Annotated in this window: 22 protein-coding genes; 18 read left to right on the top strand and 4 right to left on the bottom strand. The window is 57.7% G+C overall.

What is annotated here, in order from left to right:
- The first annotated feature begins 278 nt into the window (after positions 1 to 278).
- A complete protein-coding gene (locus ACOTZB_RS20600; RefSeq protein ID WP_193805544.1) occupies positions 279 to 1,232 on the top strand; it encodes a nickel/cobalt transporter in 954 nt (317 codons plus the stop codon).
- A 33-nt stretch (positions 1,233 to 1,265) separates the two neighbouring features.
- Here ACOTZB_RS20600 and proP read toward each other — a convergent pair whose 3' ends face one another.
- Positions 1,266 to 2,768 carry a glycine betaine/L-proline transporter ProP gene (proP, locus tag ACOTZB_RS20595; RefSeq protein WP_047653062.1) on the bottom strand — a complete coding sequence of 501 codons (1,503 nt, stop codon included), beginning with the start codon at positions 2,766 to 2,768 and terminating at the stop codon, positions 1,266 to 1,268.
- Positions 2,769 to 3,416: 648 nt separating this feature from the next.
- On the opposite strand from proP, the gene kdgT reads away from it, so the two are divergent.
- Positions 3,417 to 4,409: a 2-keto-3-deoxygluconate transporter gene (gene kdgT, locus ACOTZB_RS20590; protein ID WP_193805543.1), complete on the top strand. Its 993-nt coding sequence runs from the start codon at positions 3,417 to 3,419 to the stop codon at positions 4,407 to 4,409.
- A 44-nt stretch (positions 4,410 to 4,453) separates the two neighbouring features.
- On the opposite strand, the gene ACOTZB_RS20585 is transcribed toward kdgT, so the two are convergent.
- Positions 4,454 to 5,329: a diguanylate cyclase regulator RdcB family protein gene (locus ACOTZB_RS20585; protein WP_193805542.1), complete on the bottom strand. Its 876-nt coding sequence runs from the start codon at positions 5,327 to 5,329 to the stop codon at positions 4,454 to 4,456.
- Complete coding sequence (gene crfC, locus ACOTZB_RS20580; protein ID WP_421628413.1) at positions 5,326 to 7,671, bottom strand: clamp-binding protein CrfC; 2,346 nt, start codon at positions 7,669 to 7,671, stop codon at positions 5,326 to 5,328. Before crfC ends, ACOTZB_RS20585 begins: the two co-directional genes overlap by 4 nt.
- Positions 7,672 to 8,266: 595 nt before the next feature.
- Here crfC and ACOTZB_RS20575 point away from each other — a divergent pair.
- The 16 genes from ACOTZB_RS20575 to phnP all read left to right on the top strand — a co-directional run bounded on the left by ACOTZB_RS20575 (position 8,267) and on the right by phnP (position 19,983).
- Positions 8,267 to 8,602, top strand: coding sequence for a zinc ribbon domain-containing protein YjdM (locus tag ACOTZB_RS20575; protein WP_023310096.1), 336 nt, complete (start codon positions 8,267 to 8,269; stop codon positions 8,600 to 8,602).
- An 80-nt stretch (positions 8,603 to 8,682) separates the two neighbouring features.
- The gene (yjdN, locus tag ACOTZB_RS20570; RefSeq protein WP_033144440.1) at positions 8,683 to 9,120 is read left to right on the top strand and encodes a VOC family metalloprotein YjdN; all 438 of its coding nucleotides are present in this window, start codon (positions 8,683 to 8,685) and stop codon (positions 9,118 to 9,120) included.
- Between the two features lie 136 nt (positions 9,121 to 9,256).
- Positions 9,257 to 10,045 (top strand): phosphonate ABC transporter ATP-binding protein, encoded by a 789-nt coding sequence (phnC, locus tag ACOTZB_RS20565; protein WP_421628412.1) that lies wholly within the window; start codon positions 9,257 to 9,259, stop codon positions 10,043 to 10,045.
- Between the two features lie 24 nt (positions 10,046 to 10,069).
- Complete coding sequence (phnD, locus tag ACOTZB_RS20560) at positions 10,070 to 11,086, top strand: phosphonate ABC transporter substrate-binding protein (protein WP_421628411.1); 1,017 nt, start codon at positions 10,070 to 10,072, stop codon at positions 11,084 to 11,086.
- Positions 11,087 to 11,203: 117 nt separating this feature from the next.
- Positions 11,204 to 11,983: a phosphonate ABC transporter, permease protein PhnE gene (phnE, locus tag ACOTZB_RS20555; RefSeq protein ID WP_023310092.1), complete on the top strand. Its 780-nt coding sequence runs from the start codon at positions 11,204 to 11,206 to the stop codon at positions 11,981 to 11,983.
- Between the two features lie 20 nt (positions 11,984 to 12,003).
- The gene (phnF, locus tag ACOTZB_RS20550) at positions 12,004 to 12,729 is read left to right on the top strand and encodes a phosphonate metabolism transcriptional regulator PhnF (protein WP_348940015.1); all 726 of its coding nucleotides are present in this window, start codon (positions 12,004 to 12,006) and stop codon (positions 12,727 to 12,729) included.
- On the top strand, positions 12,730 to 13,182 hold the full coding sequence (gene phnG / locus ACOTZB_RS20545; protein WP_421628410.1) for a phosphonate C-P lyase system protein PhnG: 453 nt from the start codon (positions 12,730 to 12,732) through the stop codon (positions 13,180 to 13,182).
- Positions 13,179 to 13,763, top strand: coding sequence for a phosphonate C-P lyase system protein PhnH (phnH, locus tag ACOTZB_RS20540; RefSeq protein ID WP_047653070.1), 585 nt, complete (start codon positions 13,179 to 13,181; stop codon positions 13,761 to 13,763). Before phnG ends, phnH begins: the two co-directional genes overlap by 4 nt.
- Entirely contained in the window at positions 13,763 to 14,827 is a 1,065-nt protein-coding gene (locus ACOTZB_RS20535) for a carbon-phosphorus lyase complex subunit PhnI (protein ID WP_421628409.1), read from the top strand. Before phnH ends, ACOTZB_RS20535 begins: the two co-directional genes overlap by 1 nt.
- Entirely contained in the window at positions 14,820 to 15,665 is an 846-nt protein-coding gene (phnJ, locus tag ACOTZB_RS20530) for an alpha-D-ribose 1-methylphosphonate 5-phosphate C-P-lyase PhnJ (RefSeq protein ID WP_193805537.1), read from the top strand. Before ACOTZB_RS20535 ends, phnJ begins: the two co-directional genes overlap by 8 nt.
- Positions 15,662 to 16,417: a phosphonate C-P lyase system protein PhnK gene (gene phnK, locus ACOTZB_RS20525; protein ID WP_008500057.1), complete on the top strand. Its 756-nt coding sequence runs from the start codon at positions 15,662 to 15,664 to the stop codon at positions 16,415 to 16,417. The genes phnJ and phnK overlap by 4 nt, the downstream gene beginning before the upstream one ends.
- Positions 16,418 to 16,426: 9 nt before the next feature.
- Complete coding sequence (phnL, locus tag ACOTZB_RS20520) at positions 16,427 to 17,107, top strand: phosphonate C-P lyase system protein PhnL (protein WP_045402434.1); 681 nt, start codon at positions 16,427 to 16,429, stop codon at positions 17,105 to 17,107.
- The gene (gene phnM, locus ACOTZB_RS20515) at positions 17,104 to 18,240 is read left to right on the top strand and encodes an alpha-D-ribose 1-methylphosphonate 5-triphosphate diphosphatase (protein ID WP_421628406.1); all 1,137 of its coding nucleotides are present in this window, start codon (positions 17,104 to 17,106) and stop codon (positions 18,238 to 18,240) included. Before phnL ends, phnM begins: the two co-directional genes overlap by 4 nt.
- A complete protein-coding gene (phnN, locus tag ACOTZB_RS20510; protein WP_421628416.1) occupies positions 18,237 to 18,788 on the top strand; it encodes a ribose 1,5-bisphosphokinase in 552 nt (183 codons plus the stop codon). The genes phnM and phnN overlap by 4 nt, the downstream gene beginning before the upstream one ends.
- Positions 18,781 to 19,215 carry an aminoalkylphosphonate N-acetyltransferase gene (gene phnO, locus ACOTZB_RS20505; protein ID WP_421628404.1) on the top strand — a complete coding sequence of 145 codons (435 nt, stop codon included), beginning with the start codon at positions 18,781 to 18,783 and terminating at the stop codon, positions 19,213 to 19,215. Before phnN ends, phnO begins: the two co-directional genes overlap by 8 nt.
- A 9-nt stretch (positions 19,216 to 19,224) precedes the next feature.
- Positions 19,225 to 19,983 carry a phosphonate metabolism protein PhnP gene (gene phnP, locus ACOTZB_RS20500; protein ID WP_421628402.1) on the top strand — a complete coding sequence of 253 codons (759 nt, stop codon included), beginning with the start codon at positions 19,225 to 19,227 and terminating at the stop codon, positions 19,981 to 19,983.
- Positions 19,984 to 20,023: 40 nt separating this feature from the next.
- Here the strand turns inward: phnP and yjdP are convergent, their stop codons facing one another.
- Complete coding sequence (gene yjdP, locus ACOTZB_RS20495; RefSeq protein ID WP_039262386.1) at positions 20,024 to 20,347, bottom strand: DDRRRQL repeat protein YjdP; 324 nt, start codon at positions 20,345 to 20,347, stop codon at positions 20,024 to 20,026.
- Positions 20,348 to 20,401: the final 54 nt, after the last annotated feature.

Here is a 20,401-nt window from a genome sequence, read left to right as displayed (position 1 = left end):
TCAGGATTTTTTCTCTTCAGTCGAACCGCTTGTTGTGTGAAGTGATTCACATCCGCCGTGTCGATGGAGGCGCATTATAGGGAGTTCTCAGCAGGCCGCAACCGCTAAATGACAGAAAAATCACTGACTGCTGCATTCCACAGCAAAACCCCGCCTTATACCCTTTTATGCACAAAGTTATCCACAATCATGAGCGGATCGCGATGCGATCCCACGAATTGAGCGAGAAGATCAACTATACTAGCGGCAAATATTCTCCTCAGTGCAGGCCCACCCTCATGACCACACAACCCCTCGCCCGCGACTGGCGTCTCCCTACAGCAGGGGTGATGCTGCTGGCACTCCTCTTTGCGGGTTTTACCCTGCATGCGCACTGGAACGCCTTTATCCAGTGGTGTCTCGCCACGCAAATTACGCTGCACCGCTATCTTGTGATGTATCTGCTGCAGCTTAATAACCACCAGTACAGCGGCGGATTATGGCTGTTAACGGGGGCTTTCCTTTATGGTGTCCTTCACGCCATCGGACCCGGGCACGGAAAATTCATCGTGACGACCTATCTGACCACCAATAAGGAAAGCGAGCTGGCCGCCCGGGTCGTCCCCTTCCTGGGTAGCCTGATGCAGGGCGTCAGCGCCATTCTGTTTGTCTTTATTCTGGCGGTGGGGTTTAACCTCGCCTCAGGGGATATCAGTACCAGCCGCTGGTACGTGGAGAAGATAAGCGCAGTGCTTATTGGCGCTTTTGGTGCGTTTGTTATTTACCAGGCGCTGAAGAGCCTGCGCCCGCGCAGGATGACCATCTCCGCCATTAAGCCGCTTCATCAGCACGATGAACACTGTGGCTGCGGCCATCACGGCGTAGGTACAGACCTGACGCAGGGCGACTGGAAAACGCGCCTGGGTGTCATTCTGGCGATCGGCGCACGCCCGTGCAGCGGGGCGATCATGATTCTGATGTTTTCGAATGCGCTGGGTATTGTCACCTGGGGAATGGCCGCGGTCATGACCATGTCTTTGGGAACCGCACTCTCTATTGTGGGGCTTTCACTGGCAGTACGTTATGCCCGCGAGCGCACGGTGACCTGGTTCGGCGAAAGCACCTCATTAAGATGGCTCGTACCGGCAGTCAAAATAGCCGGCGGGATAGTCCTGATCCTGTTTGCGACGGTGCTGTTCCTGACGGTGATACCCATCAGCGCCAATGGCGATTACATCGCTGCTGGATGCTAATAAAAGAAAACCCGCCGTTGGCGGGTTTCTTTATTACTCGTTGATGCGTGGATGTTGGTCCACCAGTCGGGAGCGTTTTTTCTGCAGCTCTTCAATCTCTGCGTCAATATCCTCAATCTTCTGTTCTACGTTGTCGTAGTGCTCGCGCAGGATCTCTTTCGCTTCCTGGATGTCAGACGCCGCAGGCGTTGCACCTTTCAGAGGACGGTTCGCCGTCTCCTTCATGGTAAGACCGGTAATCAAACCAATCACCGCAATCACCATCAGGTAATAAGCCGGCATCATCAGGTTCTGCGTGCTCTCGACCAGCGAGGCGGCAAGCGTCGGGGTCAGACCGGCAATCAGCACCGAGATGTTAAAGGCCGCGGCCAGCGCGCTGTAGCGAATATGCGTCGGGAACATCGCGGGCAACGTTGAGGCCATCACCCCGATAAAGCAGTTAAGGATCACCGCCAGCATCAGCAGACCGGCAAAAATCAGCCCCAGCACATCACTGTTAATCAGAATGAATGCCGGAATTGCCAGAGCAAACAGCGCAACGCTTCCCAGAATAATGAACGGTCGACGACCAAAACGGTCACTCAACAGGCCCATAATCGGCTGCACAAACAGCATACCCACCATGATGGCGATAATAATCAGCACACCGTGATCTTCCGAGTAGTGCAGGTTATGCGACAGGTAGCTCGGCATGTAGGTCAACAGCATGTAGTAGGTCACATTGGTCGAAATCACCAGACCAATACAGGTCAGCAGGCTGCGCCAGTGCTTAGTGGCAATCTCTTTAAACGACACCTTCGGACCATCCTGCAGCCCTTCGCGGTCACCCTGTTCCAGTTTATCGACGTGCTGCTGGAAAGCAGGCGTTTCTTCCAGCGCATGACGCAGGTAAAGACCAATTATCCCCAGCGGCAATGCCAGGAAGAACGGGATACGCCAGCCCCAGTCGAGGAAGTTATCTTCACCTACCACGGTTGAAATCAGTACGACTACGCCCGCGCCCATAACAAACCCGGCAATCGAGCCGAAGTCCAGCCAGCTCCCCATAAATCCGCGCTTACGGTCCGGGGAATACTCAGCAACGAAGATCGAGGCACCGGTATATTCACCGCCTACGGAGAAGCCCTGCGCCATCTTACAAATCAGCAGCAGAATGGGTGCCCAAATGCCGATGGTGGCGTAAGACGGTATAAGGCCGATACAGAATGTACTGATCGACATAATGACGATGGTGATGGCCAGGATCTTCTGACGACCATATTTATCGCCGAGCATACCGAAGAACAGACCGCCCAGCGGGCGAATCAGGAAGGGAACGGAGAACGTACCCAATGCGGCAATCATCTGCAGGCTGGGATCGGCCCCGGGGAAAAACACTTTACCTAACGCATAGGCCACAAAGCCGTAGACACCAAAATCGAACCATTCCATCGCATTACCGAGCGAGGCTGCGGTAATGGCTTTACGCAGCTTTGCGTCATCAATAATGGTGACGTCGCGAAGCGTGATGGGTTTAATCTTTTTCCTTCTCAGCATAGCTATCCTCGTTGACTCGGCCCTGTCTGTTTCACAGTTCAGTTAGCGTTCTGTGAATCATGGGATCCGCTCCATGCGAATCGCCTTATTCAAGCGTAGCAGGTTTACTTACATTGACGTTTTACGTCGATACAACCGAACCTGTTGACGCCTGCCTGGGCAGTTAATGACCTTTTTACCCTACCAGCGTTTATATTTGTGATCAACTTCACACATATTTTCGTATCCGGTCAACTCAGGCAAATTTTTGTCAGGGAGTGCCAATAAGTACTTCCTTACCCCACCTGAAGAACATCCTCCCGCACGTCATTATTTCTTTCGTAACAGAAAAATAAACCACGTTAATTCACATCAGATTTACATAAATTCTCATCAACGGGAACCGGCCTCAGGTTTTACATTGAATATGTGATAAAGATAACTAAAACGATGTTTTATTTTCATTGAATCAATATTCCAATGATCGCATCATAAATCCGAATTCAGCGTTTTACGTGTTTCAGGAAAAGGTTAATTGAGAGCACGCATTTAATTTTGTTGCAGGGCTTTCGAAAAAACACCACAAGCAATACAAGCAATCAATTGAATTTATTGACTAATTTTTAACACCTATCCCCCGTACTGCGGGATCCGATGTGAGGTTTGTCTATGAAGATTAAAGCCACGATAGAACGTATACCCGGCGGTATGATGCTAGTTCCGCTGGTACTGGGCGCGATCCTGAATACCTTTGCTCCCAATACCGGAGCTTATTTTGGCGGTTTCACAAAAGGCATGATAACAGGCACGGTTCCCATTCTTGCCGTCTGGTTTTTTTGTATCGGCGCATCCATTAATTTGCGGGCAACGGGGACAGTATTACGGAAATCCGGCACGCTGGTGATAACCAAAATAGCTGTAGCCTGGGCGGTGGCAATGATATGCGCGACGTTCATTCCGGAGAATGGAATTCAGACCGGGTTCTTCGCGGGTTTATCGGTCCTGGCAATTGTCTCGGCGATGGATATGACCAACGGCGGATTGTACGCCAGCCTGATGAATCAGTACGGAACGAAAGAAGAGTCCGGCGCATTTGTGTTGATGTCTCTGGAGTCCGGCCCGCTTATGACGATGCTGATCCTGGGGTCTGCTGGCCTGGCCTCGTTTGAACCGCACCACTTTGTCGGCGCGATCCTGCCCTTCCTGGTCGGCTTCGCCCTTGGCAATCTCGATCGCGATCTGCGTGATTTCTTCAGCAAAGCCACGCCGGTGCTGATCCCGTTCTTCGGTTTCGCACTGGGGAACACCATCAACCTGAAGGTCATTCTCGATACCGGCCTGCTGGGTATTGTGCTGGGTATCGCCGTGATCGTCATCACCGGTATTCCGCTGATTATTGCCGATCGCGTCATCGGAGGAGGAAACGGCACGGCCGGCGTCGCCGCCTCTTCAGCCGCGGGGGCTGCGGTTGCAAACCCGGTGATTATTGCCCAAATTAACCCGGCCTTCGAACCGGTCGCCGCTTCAGCGACGGCGCTGGTTGCCGCGAGCGTGATCGTCACCGCGATTCTGGTCCCCATCATCACGGCGCTGTATGCGAAACGCTACGGAAATATGCAAGAGACCCTGCCAGAACCGAAGCCGATAGAAATGAATCATTAACACACCGCACCATTCCCTCTCCCAACGGGGAGAGGGTGAGGGATTTACCCAAAAATCTCTTCCACCATCGCGTCCACCAGCCGTTTTGCCGAACAAAGCCTCGGCATGCCCAGCGCGACGGTCTGCCAGTTTTGCGTCACTGACCAGCTCACCGGATGTTGATCCGCCTGACACCAGTCCCCCAGCCAGCCCAGCATGTCTTTATGATCGATTAAACCCGGAGAGGCCGGCGTTGTCAGCCACTGGTGATAGAAATGGCGGGTCGTGGGGGACGCACTGATGCCCTGTGCCAGATAGTTAGCCGCCATGCTGCGCAGGTTATCCTTAAGCATTGCCGCCACATCTTCATTCGCGAGGCGGCATGCGTCACCAAATGCCCCCCAGCGCAGCTCTTCCAGGACGATAAAACAGCGCCCGGCCAGCGACCAGCCATCATAAAGCCCGGCCCGCCAGCGGGTAAAAATCTGCTCGCTATGCTCACCCGCCTGCACCGTCAGCCCGCGCTGGGTTAGCGCCTTCTCTTTATAGGCGGCGCGTTGGGTAAAATGAGAAGCGAGTTCAGCGTACTGCTGCATCAGGCCGGGGGACTGCTGGGCGCGCGGGTGCGTCTGCTGGCGCAAAGCAATCAGCTTCTCTGCCATCAGAGTCAGGGCGAGATGACCCGGGTCAAGCATGCCGGCCAGTTTTTCCGCCAGCCCCAGGCGCAGCGCTGCATTTTCATTGAGCATACCCGCCATCGCCCAGGGGCGTAGCCGGGTATGCGTCATGATTTCCTGAGTCAAACGCTCACGAAACTGAAGCTGTTGTGGTCCCAGGTGAGGATGACGCGCCGCGTCCACGCCCTGCACCAGATCGACCATAAATTTTGGATTTATACACTCCAGCGTTCGCCCGGGGCCGTCCAGTAGTGGTGTTGTCATGGTTGCTCTGCCGCGAATAGAGTTTGAATATCATCGCGTAACAGTCGGGTATCTTCCTGTATCCACGTCGCAGTCGTAATGCTTTGCTTCAACAGCTGGCAGAGCGCTCGGGTTGAATGCTCATTCTGTTGACGCACTGCGAGGCTATCACGCAAGCTTTCCTGTAACCCGGTCAGGCACAACGAAAATTCTGCAAAGAACGTCGCCATTCCTGCCGTAACAGAGACATCGACCTGCGCGGACAAAGCTTTACGTATTTGTTCACAAAACAGCTCAATATGTTGCTTAAATTTGTCATGTAGCTGCGCAATATCGATAACATATCGCGTGCGCGTTTCCACATACTCATCCCAGCCCCAGCCCGGGCTATTGAGCCAGCGAGCGACCGTTTCTCGCATACTGCTCCCGCCTGATGACGGGCCTGCCTGGCTGTCATCCTGCGCTATCGCATCGTTAAACAGCGCCCGCGTATTGAAGTTGAGCTGGTGAGCCTGAAACGCCGGGAAACTGATTCGCGCCCGAAAACCCGCATGGCTGAGATGCTCTTTAATACGCGTTTCGATGGGGCGCATGGCTTCGTTCAGGGAACGCGCCAGCGTTGACTCCAGCTGGTCGAAGCGTAATGCCAGCTCCCGGCAGATTTTCGTCTGTGCATCCAGCATCACCAATTCGCATGAGGAGCGGATTTTACTCAGCGCGATCTGCGCCTGCCCTTCATCGTCCAGAACCAGCTGCTTCAGCTCGTCACCGTGAGGGGTCTGCCGATCGATGCCAGCCAAATCAAGAATATGCTGGGTGCTGAACACCTCGCCAATTGCCTGGTTAAGCGCGGTTTTTTGCGCTCCCATAAAGTCCGCAGTAGCGTTCAGCGCCTCCTCAACTTCATGTTTCACCTCATCGCTCACCACGCTCTGACGCGTCTGCAGAAGCGCCATGTCCTCTTCCAGACGTGCGATATTCAGTTCCAGCGCCTCAAAGGCAACCGTCAGCCCCTGATAGCGGAAGTCGAGGTAGTCCCGGGCATTTTGTGCGTAGTTGAGCAGCTTGTGCGAGGCCGAACGCAGCGCGTAAAGCGAGGAATTGGCATAGGCGGCGTAGATCAGCTTGCGTATCGGTTGTTCGAAAAGCGAATCTTCCCAGAGCAAATCGGCAGCATGACGAATATGGTCTATATCGTCCAGGTCCGCCGTACGCCAGCGCCGCCCAAGCGCCGCTTCGGCAAAATCCTGCACCCAGGGTTGATCCTGATGATCCGGCAGTTGTCCGTGGGTACTCATCTCGTAGCGAGCGCGGTTTGCCAGATAGGCCCACATGGACGAAACGGGGTAGATCTGGCCAGGCGAAATATTGCCTTTCATTAAGGTGCCGGAGATCATCGCCCGGATCTGCTCTTCATCGTCGCTATTGCGATCTTTCTGATCGAATTTATTGACCAGCGCATACAGCGGCACGGATTTTCCCGCCGCGGAAATGGCCTGCCGGACTTCTTCATCAGAAATGGATTTAAGCTGGGTATAATCCATCACGGCCAGCACCGCCGACGCGCGGGACAACTGCTCGCTGAGCATTTTTTGCAGATGCGGCTGTCCCGCCTCATTCGGCCCGGGCGTATCGAGCAGCGTCAGCTGCCCGAGGTGAGCATCCAGACCCGCAAGATGCACGAACTCCACTTCAATGACCGGAATGTGTTCGATAGCCGCATACTCAGAGAACGGAAACGCCACGCCTAACGCCTGGGAAAGCCGCACCAGATCGTTGAGGCTTTTCAGACAATGAAATATCGGCTGCGCGCCCAGGTGATGCTTCTCAAAAGCTTCTCCTTTTTCAATGCGCTCCAGCAGCGTATTCATGTCTTTATCAATTTCCAGATGCTGGGCCAGCTTCCCGCGATCGTAATCGCATAGCTTTTTCTGGAGCAGTTGGATCAATTCATCAATGGGCGAGGCATGTGAGAAATGCAGCACCGGCTCCTTCTGGCCCGGCGTGTGGCGAATCAGGGTAGGAAGCGCCGTCATCGGACGATTGCGGTTCGGCAACACTTCAGTCCCCACAATCGCATTAATGGTGGTCGATTTCCCTGCTTTCATGGTGCCCACAATAGCCAGGACCATTTCCAGCCGGGTTATTTTTCGTAATTCATTATTCAGCATCGCCTGCTGCGCTTCGACACCACGCGCGCTAAAATGCAAAGGTAAAACGTTGTTCTTTTCACCCGTAATAGCAGCTGCGGTGCTCTCCAGCATCGCAGTCGGCATTGATTTCAAGGTATCGAGGTTTTGCAGGGCGAGCTGTAGCAAACGCTCAGCTTCCTGGCTTAATTCAAAAATGGTCTGTGTGTGCATGATAAAAGCCTTTCCTTAACGCAAATTTATTACTTTTATTAAGCCACTGGTATTAATTATGTTGTTCAGGCTTATATGATCACGTGTGGAAAACATGTCCGCCGAAATATAACTGATTGATGATAATCAGAAATAATTCGCTATCCTTGCATGGCGTGTATAGCTCCCCTCCTGGCCTGACGGCCAAAGGAAAAAAGCGTAGCCCAATTTTAAGAAACTTCAGGATATATCATCATTATTTACCCACCTAAAAAGAGAGGTAATACGCCCCTGCCAAAAGATATGGATGGCAGCGAAGTCAGGAGATAAATAACAATGTGTCGCTTCACCTTATCCGAAATGAAGGAGCGTAGCAATTTGCTGCAATAAAATATTCGATATATTTAGCGTCATTTCTTCCCACCGTGTTAATGAGGTAAGCATCGCTTAACTGACTGACAGGAAGTGTCACTCCCGATACGCTTTTTGCATTTTTTTAATTCACAATGTCACCGACAAACGTGTGGATTTGCGCTATACTTGCCGCCTTTTTCGGCACGCTGCCGTCATTTAGCTGGCACTTTCCAGCGCGTTTACACTTTTTGAGGATACCGATATGTCACTCCCACACTGCCCAAAATGCAATTCTGAATACACCTATGAAGATAATGGCATGTTCATCTGCCCGGAATGCGCTCACGAATGGAACGATGCCGAACCATCACACGATGCTGATGCACTTGTCGTAAAAGATGCGAACGGCAATTTGCTGGCGGACGGCGACAGCGTAACCGTGATTAAAGATCTGAAAGTGAAAGGCAGTTCTTCCATGCTGAAGATCGGCACCAAAGTGAAGAATATCCGTCTGGTTGAAGGCGATCATAATATCGACTGCAAAATTGACGGCTTCGGTCCGATGAAGCTGAAATCAGAGTTCGTGAAAAAGAACTGATTTACCCGCCCGGTGGCGCTTCGCTTACCGGGCTTTCGGGAACTACACTTAACGGGCTTTTCTTACGTGAGGTAAAGATTATGCCGTTAAGTCCCTACATCTCTTTTGCCGGCAACTGTGCAGAAGCCACTTCTTTCTACCAGCAAGCCGTCGGCGCAGAGCTTCTCTATAAAATCACCTTCGGCGAAATGCCAAAAAGCGATAACAGCGAAGAAGGCTGTCCGTCCGGTATGCAATTTCCGGATTCGGCTATCGCTCACTCCAACGTCCGCATTGCGGGCAGCGATATCATGATGAGCGACGGGATGCCGCCGGGCAGCAACGCGCAGTACGCGGGCTTCACGCTGGTACTCGATACTCAGGACGTTAATGAAGGCAAGCGCTGGTTCGACAACCTCGCCGCGGGCGGGAATATCGACATGGCCTGGCAAGAAACCTTCTGGGCACACGGTTTCGGTAAAGTCACCGATAAATACGGCGTGCCGTGGATGATTAACGTCGTTAAGCAACAGCACTAATTTTCGGGCGGTGGGCGGTCTGCCTCCGCCTGTCATCAAATTCCGCTCAACTCTTCAAACTCCCGCAACCCAGACTTAACCCAAATGTCACATTGATGCGCCAGCATGAGGCCACATTTATCGTGAGGCCCAGCACATGCAAACCGTCATCCGCGTCGAGAAACTGAGCAAAACCTTCAATCACAATAAGGCTCTGCATGCCGTTGATCTGACCGTCCAGCAGGGCGAAATGGTGGCGCTGCTGGGGCCATCCGGTTCAGGTAAATCCACCCTTCTGCGTCATTTAAGCGGCCTTATCACCTGCGATAAAACGCCGGCAAGCCACGTCGAGCTGCTGGGCAATACCGTGCAGCGCGCGGGGCGTCTCGCCAGGGATATCCGCAAGAGCCGCGCCCAGACGGGCTACATCTTCCAGCAGTTCAACCTGGTGAACCGCCTGACGGTGCTGGAGAACGTGCTGATTGGCGCGCTCGGCAGCACCCCGTTCTGGCGCACCTGTCTGCGCTGGTTCTCCCCTTCCCAGAAGCAGGAAGCCTTACAGGCGCTGACCCGCGTCGGCATGGCGCATTTTGCCCACCAGCGCGTCTCCACCCTGTCCGGTGGACAACAGCAGCGCGTCGCCATTGCCCGCGCCCTGATGCAAAAAGCGCAAATCATTCTCGCTGACGAACCCATTGCCTCGCTGGACCCGGAGTCCGCCCGCATCGTGATGGAAACCCTGCGCGACATTAACCAGAACGACGGTATCACCGTAGTGGTCACGCTGCATCAGGTGGATTACGCGCTGCGCTACTGCGAACGCATTGTCGCCCTGCGTCAGGGACATGTGTTCTTTGATGGCGCGAGCCATCAGTTTGATAACGAACGTTTTGACCATCTCTACCGCAGCATTAACCGCGTCGAAGAGAACGCGCAGGCTGCTTAATTAAACCCGATCCGAGGAAAGTACATGAGCTACAAAGCCGTTGCCGCGCTGGCCTTTACCAGCATGTTCAGCCTCAGCACCCTGTTAAGCCCGGCGTATGCACAAGAACAGGAAAAAGCGCTGAACTTCGGCATTATTTCGACGGAATCACAGCAGAACCTGAAGCCTCAGTGGGAACCGTTCCTGAAAGATATGGAAACCAAACTGGGGATCAAAGTGAACGCCTTCTTCGCCCCGGACTACGCGGGCATCATCCAGGGGATGCGCTTTAATAAAGTGGACATCGCCTGGTACGGCAACCTCTCCGCCATGGAAGCGGTGGACCGCGCGAACGGCCAGGTCTTTGCCCAGACCGTCGCGGCAGATGGCTCCCCGGGCTACTGGAGCGTGCTGATCGTCAACAAAGACAGCCCGATCAACAACCTCAACGACATGCTCGCCAAACGCAAAGAGCTGACCTTCGGCAACGGCGATCCGAACTCGACCTCCGGTTACCTTGTCCCTGGCTACTACGTCTTCGCCAAAAACAACGCCTCCGCCAGCGACTTCAAACGCACGGTGAACGCCAGCCACGAAACCAACGCTCTGGCCGTGGCCAACAAGCAGGTGGACGTTGCTACCAACAACACCGAGAACCTCGACAAGCTGAAAACCTCAGCGCCGGACAAGCTGAAAGAGATCAAGGTTATCTGGAAATCGCCGCTGATTCCGGGCGACCCGATCGTCTGGCGTAAAAACCTCTCCGAGAGCACCAAGGACAAGGTTTACGACTTCTTCATGACCTATGGCAAAACGCCGGAAGAGAAAGCGGTCCTGGCGCGTCTGGGCTGGGCACCGTTCCGCCCGTCAAGCGACCTGCAGCTGGTCCCGATTCGCCAGCTGGCGCTGTTTAAAGAGATGCAGGGCGTGAAGGACAACAAAGGGCTGAAGGACGACGAGAAGACCAGCAAAGTGGCCGCAATTGAGGCCCAGCTGGAAGACCTCGACCGCCTGACCGCCGCGCTCGGCGCGATGACGAGCGTGAATAAAGCGGTGCAGTAGTGCCTTTCTCCCTCTCCCCGTGGGAGAGGGTCGGGGTGAGGGCATCAGCGCGCACATTTCCCCCTCACCCTAACCCTCTCCCTCAAGGGAGAGGGGACTAAACCCAAAGGAGCCAACATGCAAACCATCACCCTACCGCCGCCTAAGCGCAGCTGGTTCTCGCTGATAAGCTGGGCCATCCTGCTGGCGGTGCTGGTTATCTCCTGGAAGGGCGCGGAAATGGATCCGCTGCTGCTCTTCAAAGACGCGGGCAACATGGCGACCTTCGCCGCCGACTTCTTCCCGCCGGACTTCAGCCAGTGGCAGGACTATCTCAGCGAAATGGCGGTCACCCTGCAAATCGCCGTCTGGGGCACCGCCCTTGCCGTCGTTCTCTCCATTCCGTTTGGCCTGATGAGCGCCGAAAACATCGTGCCGTGGTGGATATACCAGCCGATGCGCCGCCTGATGGACGCCTGTCGCGCCATCAATGAAATGGTCTTTGCGATGCTGTTCGTGGTCGCCGTCGGCCTGGGTCCGTTCGCCGGCGTGATGGCACTGTTCATCCACACTACCGGCGTGCTTTCCAAGCTGCTCTCCGAAGCGGTTGAAGCCATTGAACCCGGCCCGGTGGAAGGCATCCGCGCCACGGGCGCCAACAAAATCGAAGAGATCCTTTACGGCGTGTTGCCTCAGGTGATGCCGCTGCTGATCTCCTACTCCCTGTACCGATTCGAGTCCAACGTCCGCTCCGCGACGGTGGTCGGCATGGTGGGCGCAGGCGGGATTGGCGTCACCCTGTGGGAAGCGATTCGCGGTTTCCAGTTCCAGCAAACCTGCGCCCTGATGGTGCTCATCATCGTCACCGTCAGCCTGCTGGATTTCCTCTCTCAACGTTTGCGTAAGCACTTCATCTGAGAAGCGAGGCTTTGTTTTGTATGCACTTATCCAGACCTCCGACCAGTTACCCCACCCGATGGCAAGAGATTGCGGCAAAGCTCGAAGTGGAGCTGCGCACGCACTACCGCTGCGGGGACTACCTGCCCGCCGAGCAGCAGCTTGCCGACCACTATGAAGTGAACCGCCACACCCTGCGTCGCGCCATTGACCAGCTGGTCGAGCGCGGCTGGGTCCAGCGCCGCCAGGGCGTGGGCGTGCTGGTGCTGATGCGCCCGTTCGACTATCCGCTGAACGCCCAGGCGCGCTTTAGCCAGAACCTGCTGGATCAGGGCAGCCACCCGACCAGCGAAAAGCTGCTCTCGGTATTGCGTCCGGCCTCCAGCCACGTGGCGGACGCACTGGGTATTCAGGAAGGCGACGACGTCATTCACCTGCGCACCCTGCGTCGCGTTAACGGCGTGGCGGTATGCCAGATAGACCACTACTTTGCGGACCTCGCCCTCTGGCCCGTACTCCAGCATTTCTCCAGCGGCTCGCTGCATGACTTTCTTCAGGATGCGACCGGCATTGCGCTCAAGCGCACCCAGACGCGCATCAGCGCCCGTCGCGCGCAGGCGAAAGAAAGCAAGGTGCTCGAAATCCCCAATATGGCCCCGCTGCTCTGCGTGCGCACCCTCAACCACCGTGACGGCGAGATCGACGCGACGGAATACTCCGTCAGTCTGACCCGCGCCGACATGATCGAATTCACCATGGAGCACTGAATGCACTTCGACACCGCCACCCGACAGCGCTGGATGCGCGTGCTGGCCCACAGCCAGCCTGCTGAGCTGGCTGCCCGCATGAACGCGCTCAGCCTGACGCCAGACTACGACACCCTTCGCGCCCCGGAGATCGGCCTTGTTCAGATCCAGGCGCGCATGGGCGGCACCGGCGAGCGCTTCTTCGCCGGAGACGCCACCCTCACCCGCGCCGCGATCCGTCTGAACAGCGGCACGCTGGGATACAGCTACGTGCTGGGGCGCGATAAGGCGCACGCCGAGCGCTGCGCGGTGATCGACGCGCTTTTACAGGAACAACCCTATTTCCAGTCGTTAATGGAAACCCTTATTGCCCCGCTGGAAGCCGACCGCGCCGCGCGCATTGCCGCGCGTCAGGCCGAAGTGAACACCAGCCGGGTCGACTTCTTTACGCTCGTTCGCGGAGACAACGCATGACGCTTCAACCTGCTTTTACCCTGGCCGTCCAGGATGCCCAACACAGTTTTCGTCGCCTGCTGAAGGCAATGAGCGAGCCGGGCGCGATCGTCTCGCTGCACCAGCTCTCCCAGGGCTGGCTGCCGCTGAACCTGGCGACCACCAGCGTGCTGCTGACGCTTGCCGATAACGACACTCCGGTGTGGCTCTCGGGCGCGCTGTCGAACGATATCGCCAGCCAGAACCTGCGTTTTCACACCAGCGCTCCGCTGGTCGATCAGCCCCAGCAGGCGGTTTTTGCCGTGGCCGATGAGCAAATCAGCCATGAGCAATTGAACGCCCTGAGCGAAGGCAGCGCCGTCGCCCCGGAGACCAGCGCCACGCTGATCCTGCAGGTCTCCAGCCTGAGCGGCGGCCGCATGCTGCGCCTCACGGGGGCAGGCATCGCCGACGAGCGCATGGTCGCGCCGCAGCTGCCGGAGTGCATCATTCACGAGCTGACCGAGCGCCCGCACCCGTTCCCGCTGGGCATTGACCTGATCCTGACCTGCGGCGAGCGCCTGCTGGCAATCCCGCGGACCACCCACGTGGAGGTGTGCTGATGTACGTTGCCGTCAAAGGGGGCGAGAAGGCCATCGCCGCCGCCCATGCGCTACAGGCGCACAGACGACGGGGCGATGAACGGCTTCCCGAGCTGAGCGTCGCCCAGATTGAACAGCAGTTAAACCTCGCCGTTGACCGCGTGATGACCGAGGGCGGCATCGCCGACCGCGAGCTGGCGGCGCTGGCCCTGAAGCAGGCCAGCGGCGATAGCGTGGAAGCCATCTTCCTGCTGCGCGCCTACCGCACCACGCTCGCGAAACTGGCAGTCAGCGAGCCGGTGAATACGGCACAGATGCGCCTGGAACGCCGCATTTCTGCCGTTTATAAAGACGTTCCCGGCGGCCAGCTGCTTGGCCCCACCTGTGACTACACCCACCGCCTGCTGGATTTTACCCTGCTGGCGAACGGCGAAGCGCCGACGCTCAGCACCTCCGACGCTGAACAAGAACCATCTCCGCACGTCTTCAGCCTTCTGGCAAAACAGGGCCTGGCGAAGACGGAAGAAGATTCAGGTGCGCAGCCGGATGACATCACCCGCACGCCGCCGGTTTACCCGTGCTCGCGCTCGTCCCGCCTGCAGCAGCTGATGCGCGGCGACGAAGGCTATCTGCTGGCGCTGGCCTACTCCACCCAGCGCGGCTACGGGCGCAACCACCCGTTTGCAGCCGAAATTCGCAGCGGCTACATCGACGTCGAGATCGTACCGGAAGAGCTGGGTTTTGCGGTGAACGTCGGCGAACTGCTGATGACCGAATGTGAAATGGTCAACGGTTTCGTCGCCCCGGAAGACGAAGACCCGCACTTTACCCGCGGCTACGGGCTGGTATTCGGCATGGGCGAGCGCAAGGCCATGGCCATGGCGCTGGTCGACCGCGCCCTGCAGGCGCCGGACTACGGCGAGCACATTGCAGGCCCGGCGCAGGACGAAGAGTTCGTGCTGGCCCACGCGGATAACGTTGAGGCCGCCGGCTTCGTCTCGCACCTCAAGCTGCCGCACTACGTCGATTTCCAGGCCGAACTGGAACTGCTGAAACGCCTGCAACGGGAGCGCAAAAATGGCTAACTTAAGCGGCTACAACTTTGCCTATCTGGATGAGCAAACCAAACGCATGATCCGCCGCGCGATACTTAAAGCGGTGGCCATACCGGGCTATCAGGTGCCGTTCGGCGGCCGCGAAATGCCGATGCCCTACGGCTGGGGCACGGGCGGTATACAGATCACCGCCAGCGTAATCGGCGAGGCTGACGTGCTGAAGGTCATCGATCAGGGCGCCGACGACACCACCAACGCCGTGTCGATCCGCAGCTTCTTCCAGCGCGTCACCGGCGTCAATACCACCGAAAAAACCGAAGACGCCACGCTGATCCAGACCCGACACCGCATCCCGGAAACCCCGCTCACTGAAGATCAGATTTTGATTTTCCAGGTGCCGATCCCTGAGCCGCTGCGCTTTATCGAGCCGCGCGAAACGGAAACCCGCACCATGCACGCGCTGGAAGAGTACGGCGTCATGCAGGTGAAGCTGTATGAGGATATCGCCCGCTTCGGCCATATCGCCACCACCTACGCCTACCCGGTGAAGGTGAACGGGCGCTACGTGATGGACCCGTCGCCAATCCCAAAATTCGATAACCCGAAGATGGACATGATGCCCGCCCTGCAGCTTTTCGGCGCCGGGCGCGAAAAACGCATCTACGCCGTCCCGCCTTACACCCGCGTGGAAAGCCTGGATTTCGACGATCACCCGTTTACGGTGCAGGAGTGGGACGAGCCGTGCGCCATCTGCGGCTCAAGACACAGCTATCTGGACGAAGTGGTGCTGGACGACACGGGCAAACGGATGTTTGTCTGCTCCGACACCGATTACTGCCGCCAACAGAGCGAGGCGAAAAGCCAATGAAACCGCTGCTTTCGGTTAATCACCTGACTCACCTGTATGCGCCGGGCAAAGGCTTTAGCGACGTGTCGTTCGAGCTGTGGCCGGGCGAAGTGCTGGGGATCGTCGGCGAGTCCGGCTCCGGCAAAACCACCCTGCTGAAGTCCATCTCCGCGCGCCTGACGCCGCAGAACGGCGACATTCTGTATGAGGGCGCCTCGCTGTACGGCATGAGCGAGGCCGAACGCCGCCGCCTGCTGCGCACCGAGTGGGGCGTGGTGCATCAGCACCCGATGGACGGCCTGCGCCGTCAGGTCTCCGCCGGGGGCAATATCGGCGAACGCCTGATGGCCACCGGCGCGCGCCACTACGGCAACATCCGCGCTACCGCCCAGCACTGGCTGGAGGAAGTTGAAATCCCCGCATCGCGCATCGACGACCTGCCGACAACCTTCTCCGGCGGGATGCAGCAGCGCCTGCAGATTGCGCGCAACCTGGTCACCCATCCGAAGCTGGTATTTATGGATGAACCCACCGGCGGGCTGGACGTCTCCGTGCAGGCGCGCCTGCTCGACCTGCTGCGCGGCCTGGTGGTGGAGCTGAACCTCGCGGTGGTGATTGTCACCCACGATTTAGGCGTTGCGCGCCTGCTGGCGGACCGTCTGCTGGTGATGAAGCAGGGCCAGGTGGTGGAAAGTGGGTTAACCGACCGGGTGCTCGACGATCCGCACCATCCGTACACCCAGCTGCTGGTGTCGTCCGTATTGCAGAATTAAGAGGCCAACATGATCCGCGTAGAAAACGTAAGTAAGACCTTTGTGCTCCACCAGCAAAACGGCGTGCGCCTGCCGGTGCTGCAAAATGCCTCGTTAGAGGTCAGCCGCGGTGAATGCGTGGTGCTGCACGGCCATTCCGGCAGCGGAAAATCCACCCTGCTGCGCTCCCTGTATGCCAACTATCTGCCGGATGAAGGCCACATCCGCATTCGCCACAACGATGAGTGGGTCGATCTGGTGCAGGCCCCCGCGCGTAAAGTGCTGGAAGTGCGCCGCACGACGATCGGCTGGGTGAGCCAGTTTTTGCGGGTGATCCCGCGGATCTCCGCCCTGGACGTGGTGATGCAGCCCCTGCTGGATCTCGGCGTGCCGCGAGAAGCCTGCGCCACCAAAGCCGCCAGCCTGCTGACGCGCCTCAACGTGCCGGAGCGCCTGTGGCATCTCGCCCCGTCGACCTTTTCCGGCGGCGAGCAGCAGCGCGTCAATATCGCCCGCGGATTTATCGTCGACTACCCGATTTTACTTCTGGATGAACCCACCGCCTCGCTCGACGGTAAAAACAGCGCCGCCGTGGTGGAGCTGATCGAACAGGCCAAAGCTCGCGGCGCGGCGATCGTCGGGATCTTCCACGACGAAACCGTACGCAGCCGCGTGGCGGACAGATTGCACCCGATGGGGACAAACGCATGATTATCAATAACGTCAGGCTGGTGCTGGAAAATGAAGTCGTTAATGGCTCGGTTGAAGTTCATGAAGGCGTTATTCGCGCCTTTGCCGAAACCCAGAGCTGTACTCCTGAAGCGATGGACGGTGAAGGCGGCTGGCTGCTGCCGGGGCTGATTGAGCTGCATACCGATAATCTGGACAAATTCTTCACCCCGCGCCCGAAGGTCGACTGGCCCGCCCATTCGGCGATGAGCAGCCATGACGCGCTGATGGTCGCCAGCGGCATCACCACCGTGCTGGACGCGGTGGCGATTGGCGACGTGCGCGACGGCGGCGATCGCCTGGAGAATCTGGAGAAGATGATCAACGCCGTGGAGGAGACGCAAAAACGCGGCCTCAACCGCGCCGAGCACCGTCTGCACCTGCGCTGCGAGCTGCCGCACCACACTACCCTGCCGCTGTTTGAAAAGCTGGTCGGGCGCGAGCCGGTCTCGCTGGTCTCCCTGATGGACCACTCGCCGGGGCAGCGCCAGTTCGCCAACATTGAAAAGTATCGCGAATACTATCAGGGCAAATATTCTCTCAGCGATGCGGAGATGGCCCGTTATGAAGAAGAACAGCTGGCGCTTGCGGCGCAGTGGTCGCAGCCAAACCGTCTCAGGATTGCCGCGATGTGCCGGGACCGCAACATCGCCCTGGCCAGCCATGACGACGCCACGCACGATCACGTGCGCGAATCCCACCAGCTAGGCAGCGTGATCGCCGAATTTCCCACCACGTTTGAAGCGGCTGAAGCCTCCCGCAGGCACGGCATGAACGTGCTGATGGGCGCGCCGAACATCGTGCGCGGCGGATCGCACTCCGGCAACGTCGCGGCAAGCAGGCTTGCCTCCCTTGGTCTGCTGGATATCCTCTCATCCGACTACTATCCCGCCAGCCTGCTGGATGCGGCGTTCCGGGTGGCCGACGACGAGGGCAATAGCTTTACGCTGCCGCAGGCGATTCGCCTGGTGACGAAAAACCCGGCCTCGGCGCTTAATCTTCAGGATCGCGGTGAAATCGCCGAGGGTAAACGCGCGGATCTGGTACTCGCCCACCGCAAGGGCGAGCATGTTCATATCGACCACGTCTGGCGTCAGGGAAAAAGGGTGTTCTGATGGGAAGGCTCATCTGGTTAATGGGGCCCTCTGGCTCCGGTAAGGACAGCCTGCTGTCCGCCTTACGGCAGCGGGAACATCCGCAGCTGCTGGTCGCGCACCGCTATATTACCCGCGCGGCCCATGCCGGGAGCGAAAATCATATCGCCCTGAGCGAGCAGGAGTTTTTCACCCGTGCCGGGCAAAACCTGCTGGCGCTGAGCTGGCACGCCAACGGCTTTTACTATGGCGTGGGCATCGAAATCGACCTCTGGCTGCACGCGGGGTTCGACGTGCTGGTTAACGGCTCGCGTGCGCATCTGCCACAGGCGCGCGCCCGCTATGGGGCGGCTCTGCTGCCGGTCTGCCTGCAGGTTTCGCCGGACGTTCTGCGCAGCCGGTTGCAAAGCCGGGGGCGTGAGTCAGCCCGTGAGATCGATCAGCGGCTTGAGCGTGCGGCCCGCTATGCCCCGTCGGACTGCCACATCCTCAATAATGACGGAAGTTTGCTACAGTCAGTCGATACCTTTTTATCGCTTATCCGTCAGAAGGAGAAACAGCATGCCTGACTGCCAGCTTCGCCCCGCCACCGCCGACGATGCGCAGATTGTCTATGCCCTGATCTGCGAACTGAAGCAGGCAGAGTTCGACCATCAGGCGTTTCACGCGGGCTATCTTGCCAACCTGCAGGATCGCAACATGCGCTATCAGCTTGCCGAACTGGGCGGGCAGGTCATCGGCATGATCGGCCTGCACCTGCAGTTTCACCTCCATCACGCGCGCTGGATCGGCGAGATCCAGGAGCTGGTGGTGATGCCGCAGGCGCGCGGGTTAAAGGTGGGCAGCCAGCTGCTGGCCTGGGCGGAAGGGGTGGCACGAGAGGCCGGCGCGGAGCTGACCGAACTTTCCACCAGCGTGAAGCGCGTGGACGCCCATCGTTTTTACGTTCGTGAAGGATACACGCAGAGCCATTTCCGATTCACCAAACCGCTGTAGAGGTGCGTTATGAGTCTGACCATCACGTTGACGGGAACGGGTGGCGCCCAGCTGGTGCCGGTCTTTGGCTGCGACTGCGCGGCGTGTCGCCGGGCGCGCCTGCAGGATAACTATCGCCGTCGCCCTTGCAGCGCGGTGGTTAAATTCAACGATGCCGTCACCCTGCTGGATGCCGGTATTCCGCACCTGATGGACGACTGGCCGGCGGGCAGCTTCCAGCAGTTTTTGCTCACCCATTACCATATGGATCACGTTCAGGGGCTGTTCCCCCTGCGCTGGGGCGTGGGCGCGACGATTCCGGTTTACGGTCCGCCGGACGACGCCGGATGCGACGATCTGTTTAAGCACCCCGGCATTCTGGATTTCAGCCACACGGTCGAACCGTTTGTGATGTTTGAGCTTCAGGGTTTGCGGGTCACGCCGCTGCCGCTCAACCATTCGAAACTGACCTTCGGGTATTTGCTGGAGTCGGCCCACAGCCGCGTGGCCTGGCTTTCCGACACCGCCGGACTGCCGGAAAAAACGGTGAAGTTCCTGCTCAACAACCAGCCGCAGGCGATGATTATCGACTGCAGCCATGAACCGCGCGAGGAAACGCCGCGAAACCATTGCGACTTAAATACCGTGATTGCGTTAAACGAAGCGATTGGCTGCCCGCAGGTGATCCTGACGCACATCAGCCATCAGTTTGACGTGTGGATGATGGATAACCCGCTGCCGCGGGGCATAGAAGCGGGCTATGACGGGATGGTGCTGGTGCTGGATTAGGTTTTCTCCCTCTCCCGTGGGAGAGGGCAGCAGGCCGCACTTAGCCTCGATCGTAATCGTCTTCTAACCGCCGCTCATCCTCTTCCAGACGACGTCTGTCGTCATCCAGCTGTCGCTGGCGCTCGTCCAGACGGCGGCGTCGGTCTTCGAGCTGCCGACGACGATCGTCGTACTGTCGGCTGTCGATTTGACGGCTGCGGTCATAACGATCGTCGTCGTCATTGCTGCGGCTGCTGCCGGGATTATAGGCATCGTTGATCGCCTGCTGAATGTTGCCAATAGCATCATCAACAATATCGGCATGAGCCAGTTGGCTGGTGAGTGACAGCAGACCAAATAACAGAGCAGTTGAGTAACGTTTCATAAGGCCAGACTCGCAGGTGAACTGGCTTTACGATAATGAACGGCGGGAAGCCGG

The organism is Enterobacter cloacae complex sp. SHL020 (assembly GCF_049236945.1).
Lineage (GTDB): Bacteria > Pseudomonadota > Gammaproteobacteria > Enterobacterales > Enterobacteriaceae > Enterobacter > Enterobacter dykesii.
Note: the sequence above shows the minus strand (reverse complement) of the source record. Positions and strands in the feature narration are given on the sequence as shown.

Coding starts and splice junctions, on each gene's coding strand:
- phnM (WP_421628406.1), top strand. CDS start 17,104: ATGATTATCAATAACGTCAGGCTGGTGCTGGAAAATGAAGTCGTTAAT.
- phnO (WP_421628404.1), top strand. CDS start 18,781: ATGCCTGACTGCCAGCTTCGCCCCGCCACCGCCGACGATGCGCAGATT.
- ACOTZB_RS20585 (WP_193805542.1), bottom strand. CDS start 5,329: ATGACAACACCACTACTGGACGGCCCCGGGCGAACGCTGGAGTGTATA.
- ACOTZB_RS20600 (WP_193805544.1), top strand. CDS start 279: ATGACCACACAACCCCTCGCCCGCGACTGGCGTCTCCCTACAGCAGGG.
- ACOTZB_RS20535 (WP_421628409.1), top strand. CDS start 13,763: ATGTACGTTGCCGTCAAAGGGGGCGAGAAGGCCATCGCCGCCGCCCAT.
- phnC (WP_421628412.1), top strand. CDS start 9,257: ATGCAAACCGTCATCCGCGTCGAGAAACTGAGCAAAACCTTCAATCAC.
- proP (WP_047653062.1), bottom strand. CDS start 2,768: ATGCTGAGAAGGAAAAAGATTAAACCCATCACGCTTCGCGACGTCACC.
- phnF (WP_348940015.1), top strand. CDS start 12,004: ATGCACTTATCCAGACCTCCGACCAGTTACCCCACCCGATGGCAAGAG.
- ACOTZB_RS20575 (WP_023310096.1), top strand. CDS start 8,267: ATGTCACTCCCACACTGCCCAAAATGCAATTCTGAATACACCTATGAA.
- crfC (WP_421628413.1), bottom strand. CDS start 7,671: ATGCACACACAGACCATTTTTGAATTAAGCCAGGAAGCTGAGCGTTTG.
- yjdN (WP_033144440.1), top strand. CDS start 8,683: ATGCCGTTAAGTCCCTACATCTCTTTTGCCGGCAACTGTGCAGAAGCC.
- phnL (WP_045402434.1), top strand. CDS start 16,427: ATGATCCGCGTAGAAAACGTAAGTAAGACCTTTGTGCTCCACCAGCAA.
- phnJ (WP_193805537.1), top strand. CDS start 14,820: ATGGCTAACTTAAGCGGCTACAACTTTGCCTATCTGGATGAGCAAACC.
- phnP (WP_421628402.1), top strand. CDS start 19,225: ATGAGTCTGACCATCACGTTGACGGGAACGGGTGGCGCCCAGCTGGTG.
- yjdP (WP_039262386.1), bottom strand. CDS start 20,347: ATGAAACGTTACTCAACTGCTCTGTTATTTGGTCTGCTGTCACTCACC.
- phnG (WP_421628410.1), top strand. CDS start 12,730: ATGCACTTCGACACCGCCACCCGACAGCGCTGGATGCGCGTGCTGGCC.
- kdgT (WP_193805543.1), top strand. CDS start 3,417: ATGAAGATTAAAGCCACGATAGAACGTATACCCGGCGGTATGATGCTA.
- phnD (WP_421628411.1), top strand. CDS start 10,070: ATGAGCTACAAAGCCGTTGCCGCGCTGGCCTTTACCAGCATGTTCAGC.
- phnE (WP_023310092.1), top strand. CDS start 11,204: ATGCAAACCATCACCCTACCGCCGCCTAAGCGCAGCTGGTTCTCGCTG.
- phnK (WP_008500057.1), top strand. CDS start 15,662: ATGAAACCGCTGCTTTCGGTTAATCACCTGACTCACCTGTATGCGCCG.
- phnH (WP_047653070.1), top strand. CDS start 13,179: ATGACGCTTCAACCTGCTTTTACCCTGGCCGTCCAGGATGCCCAACAC.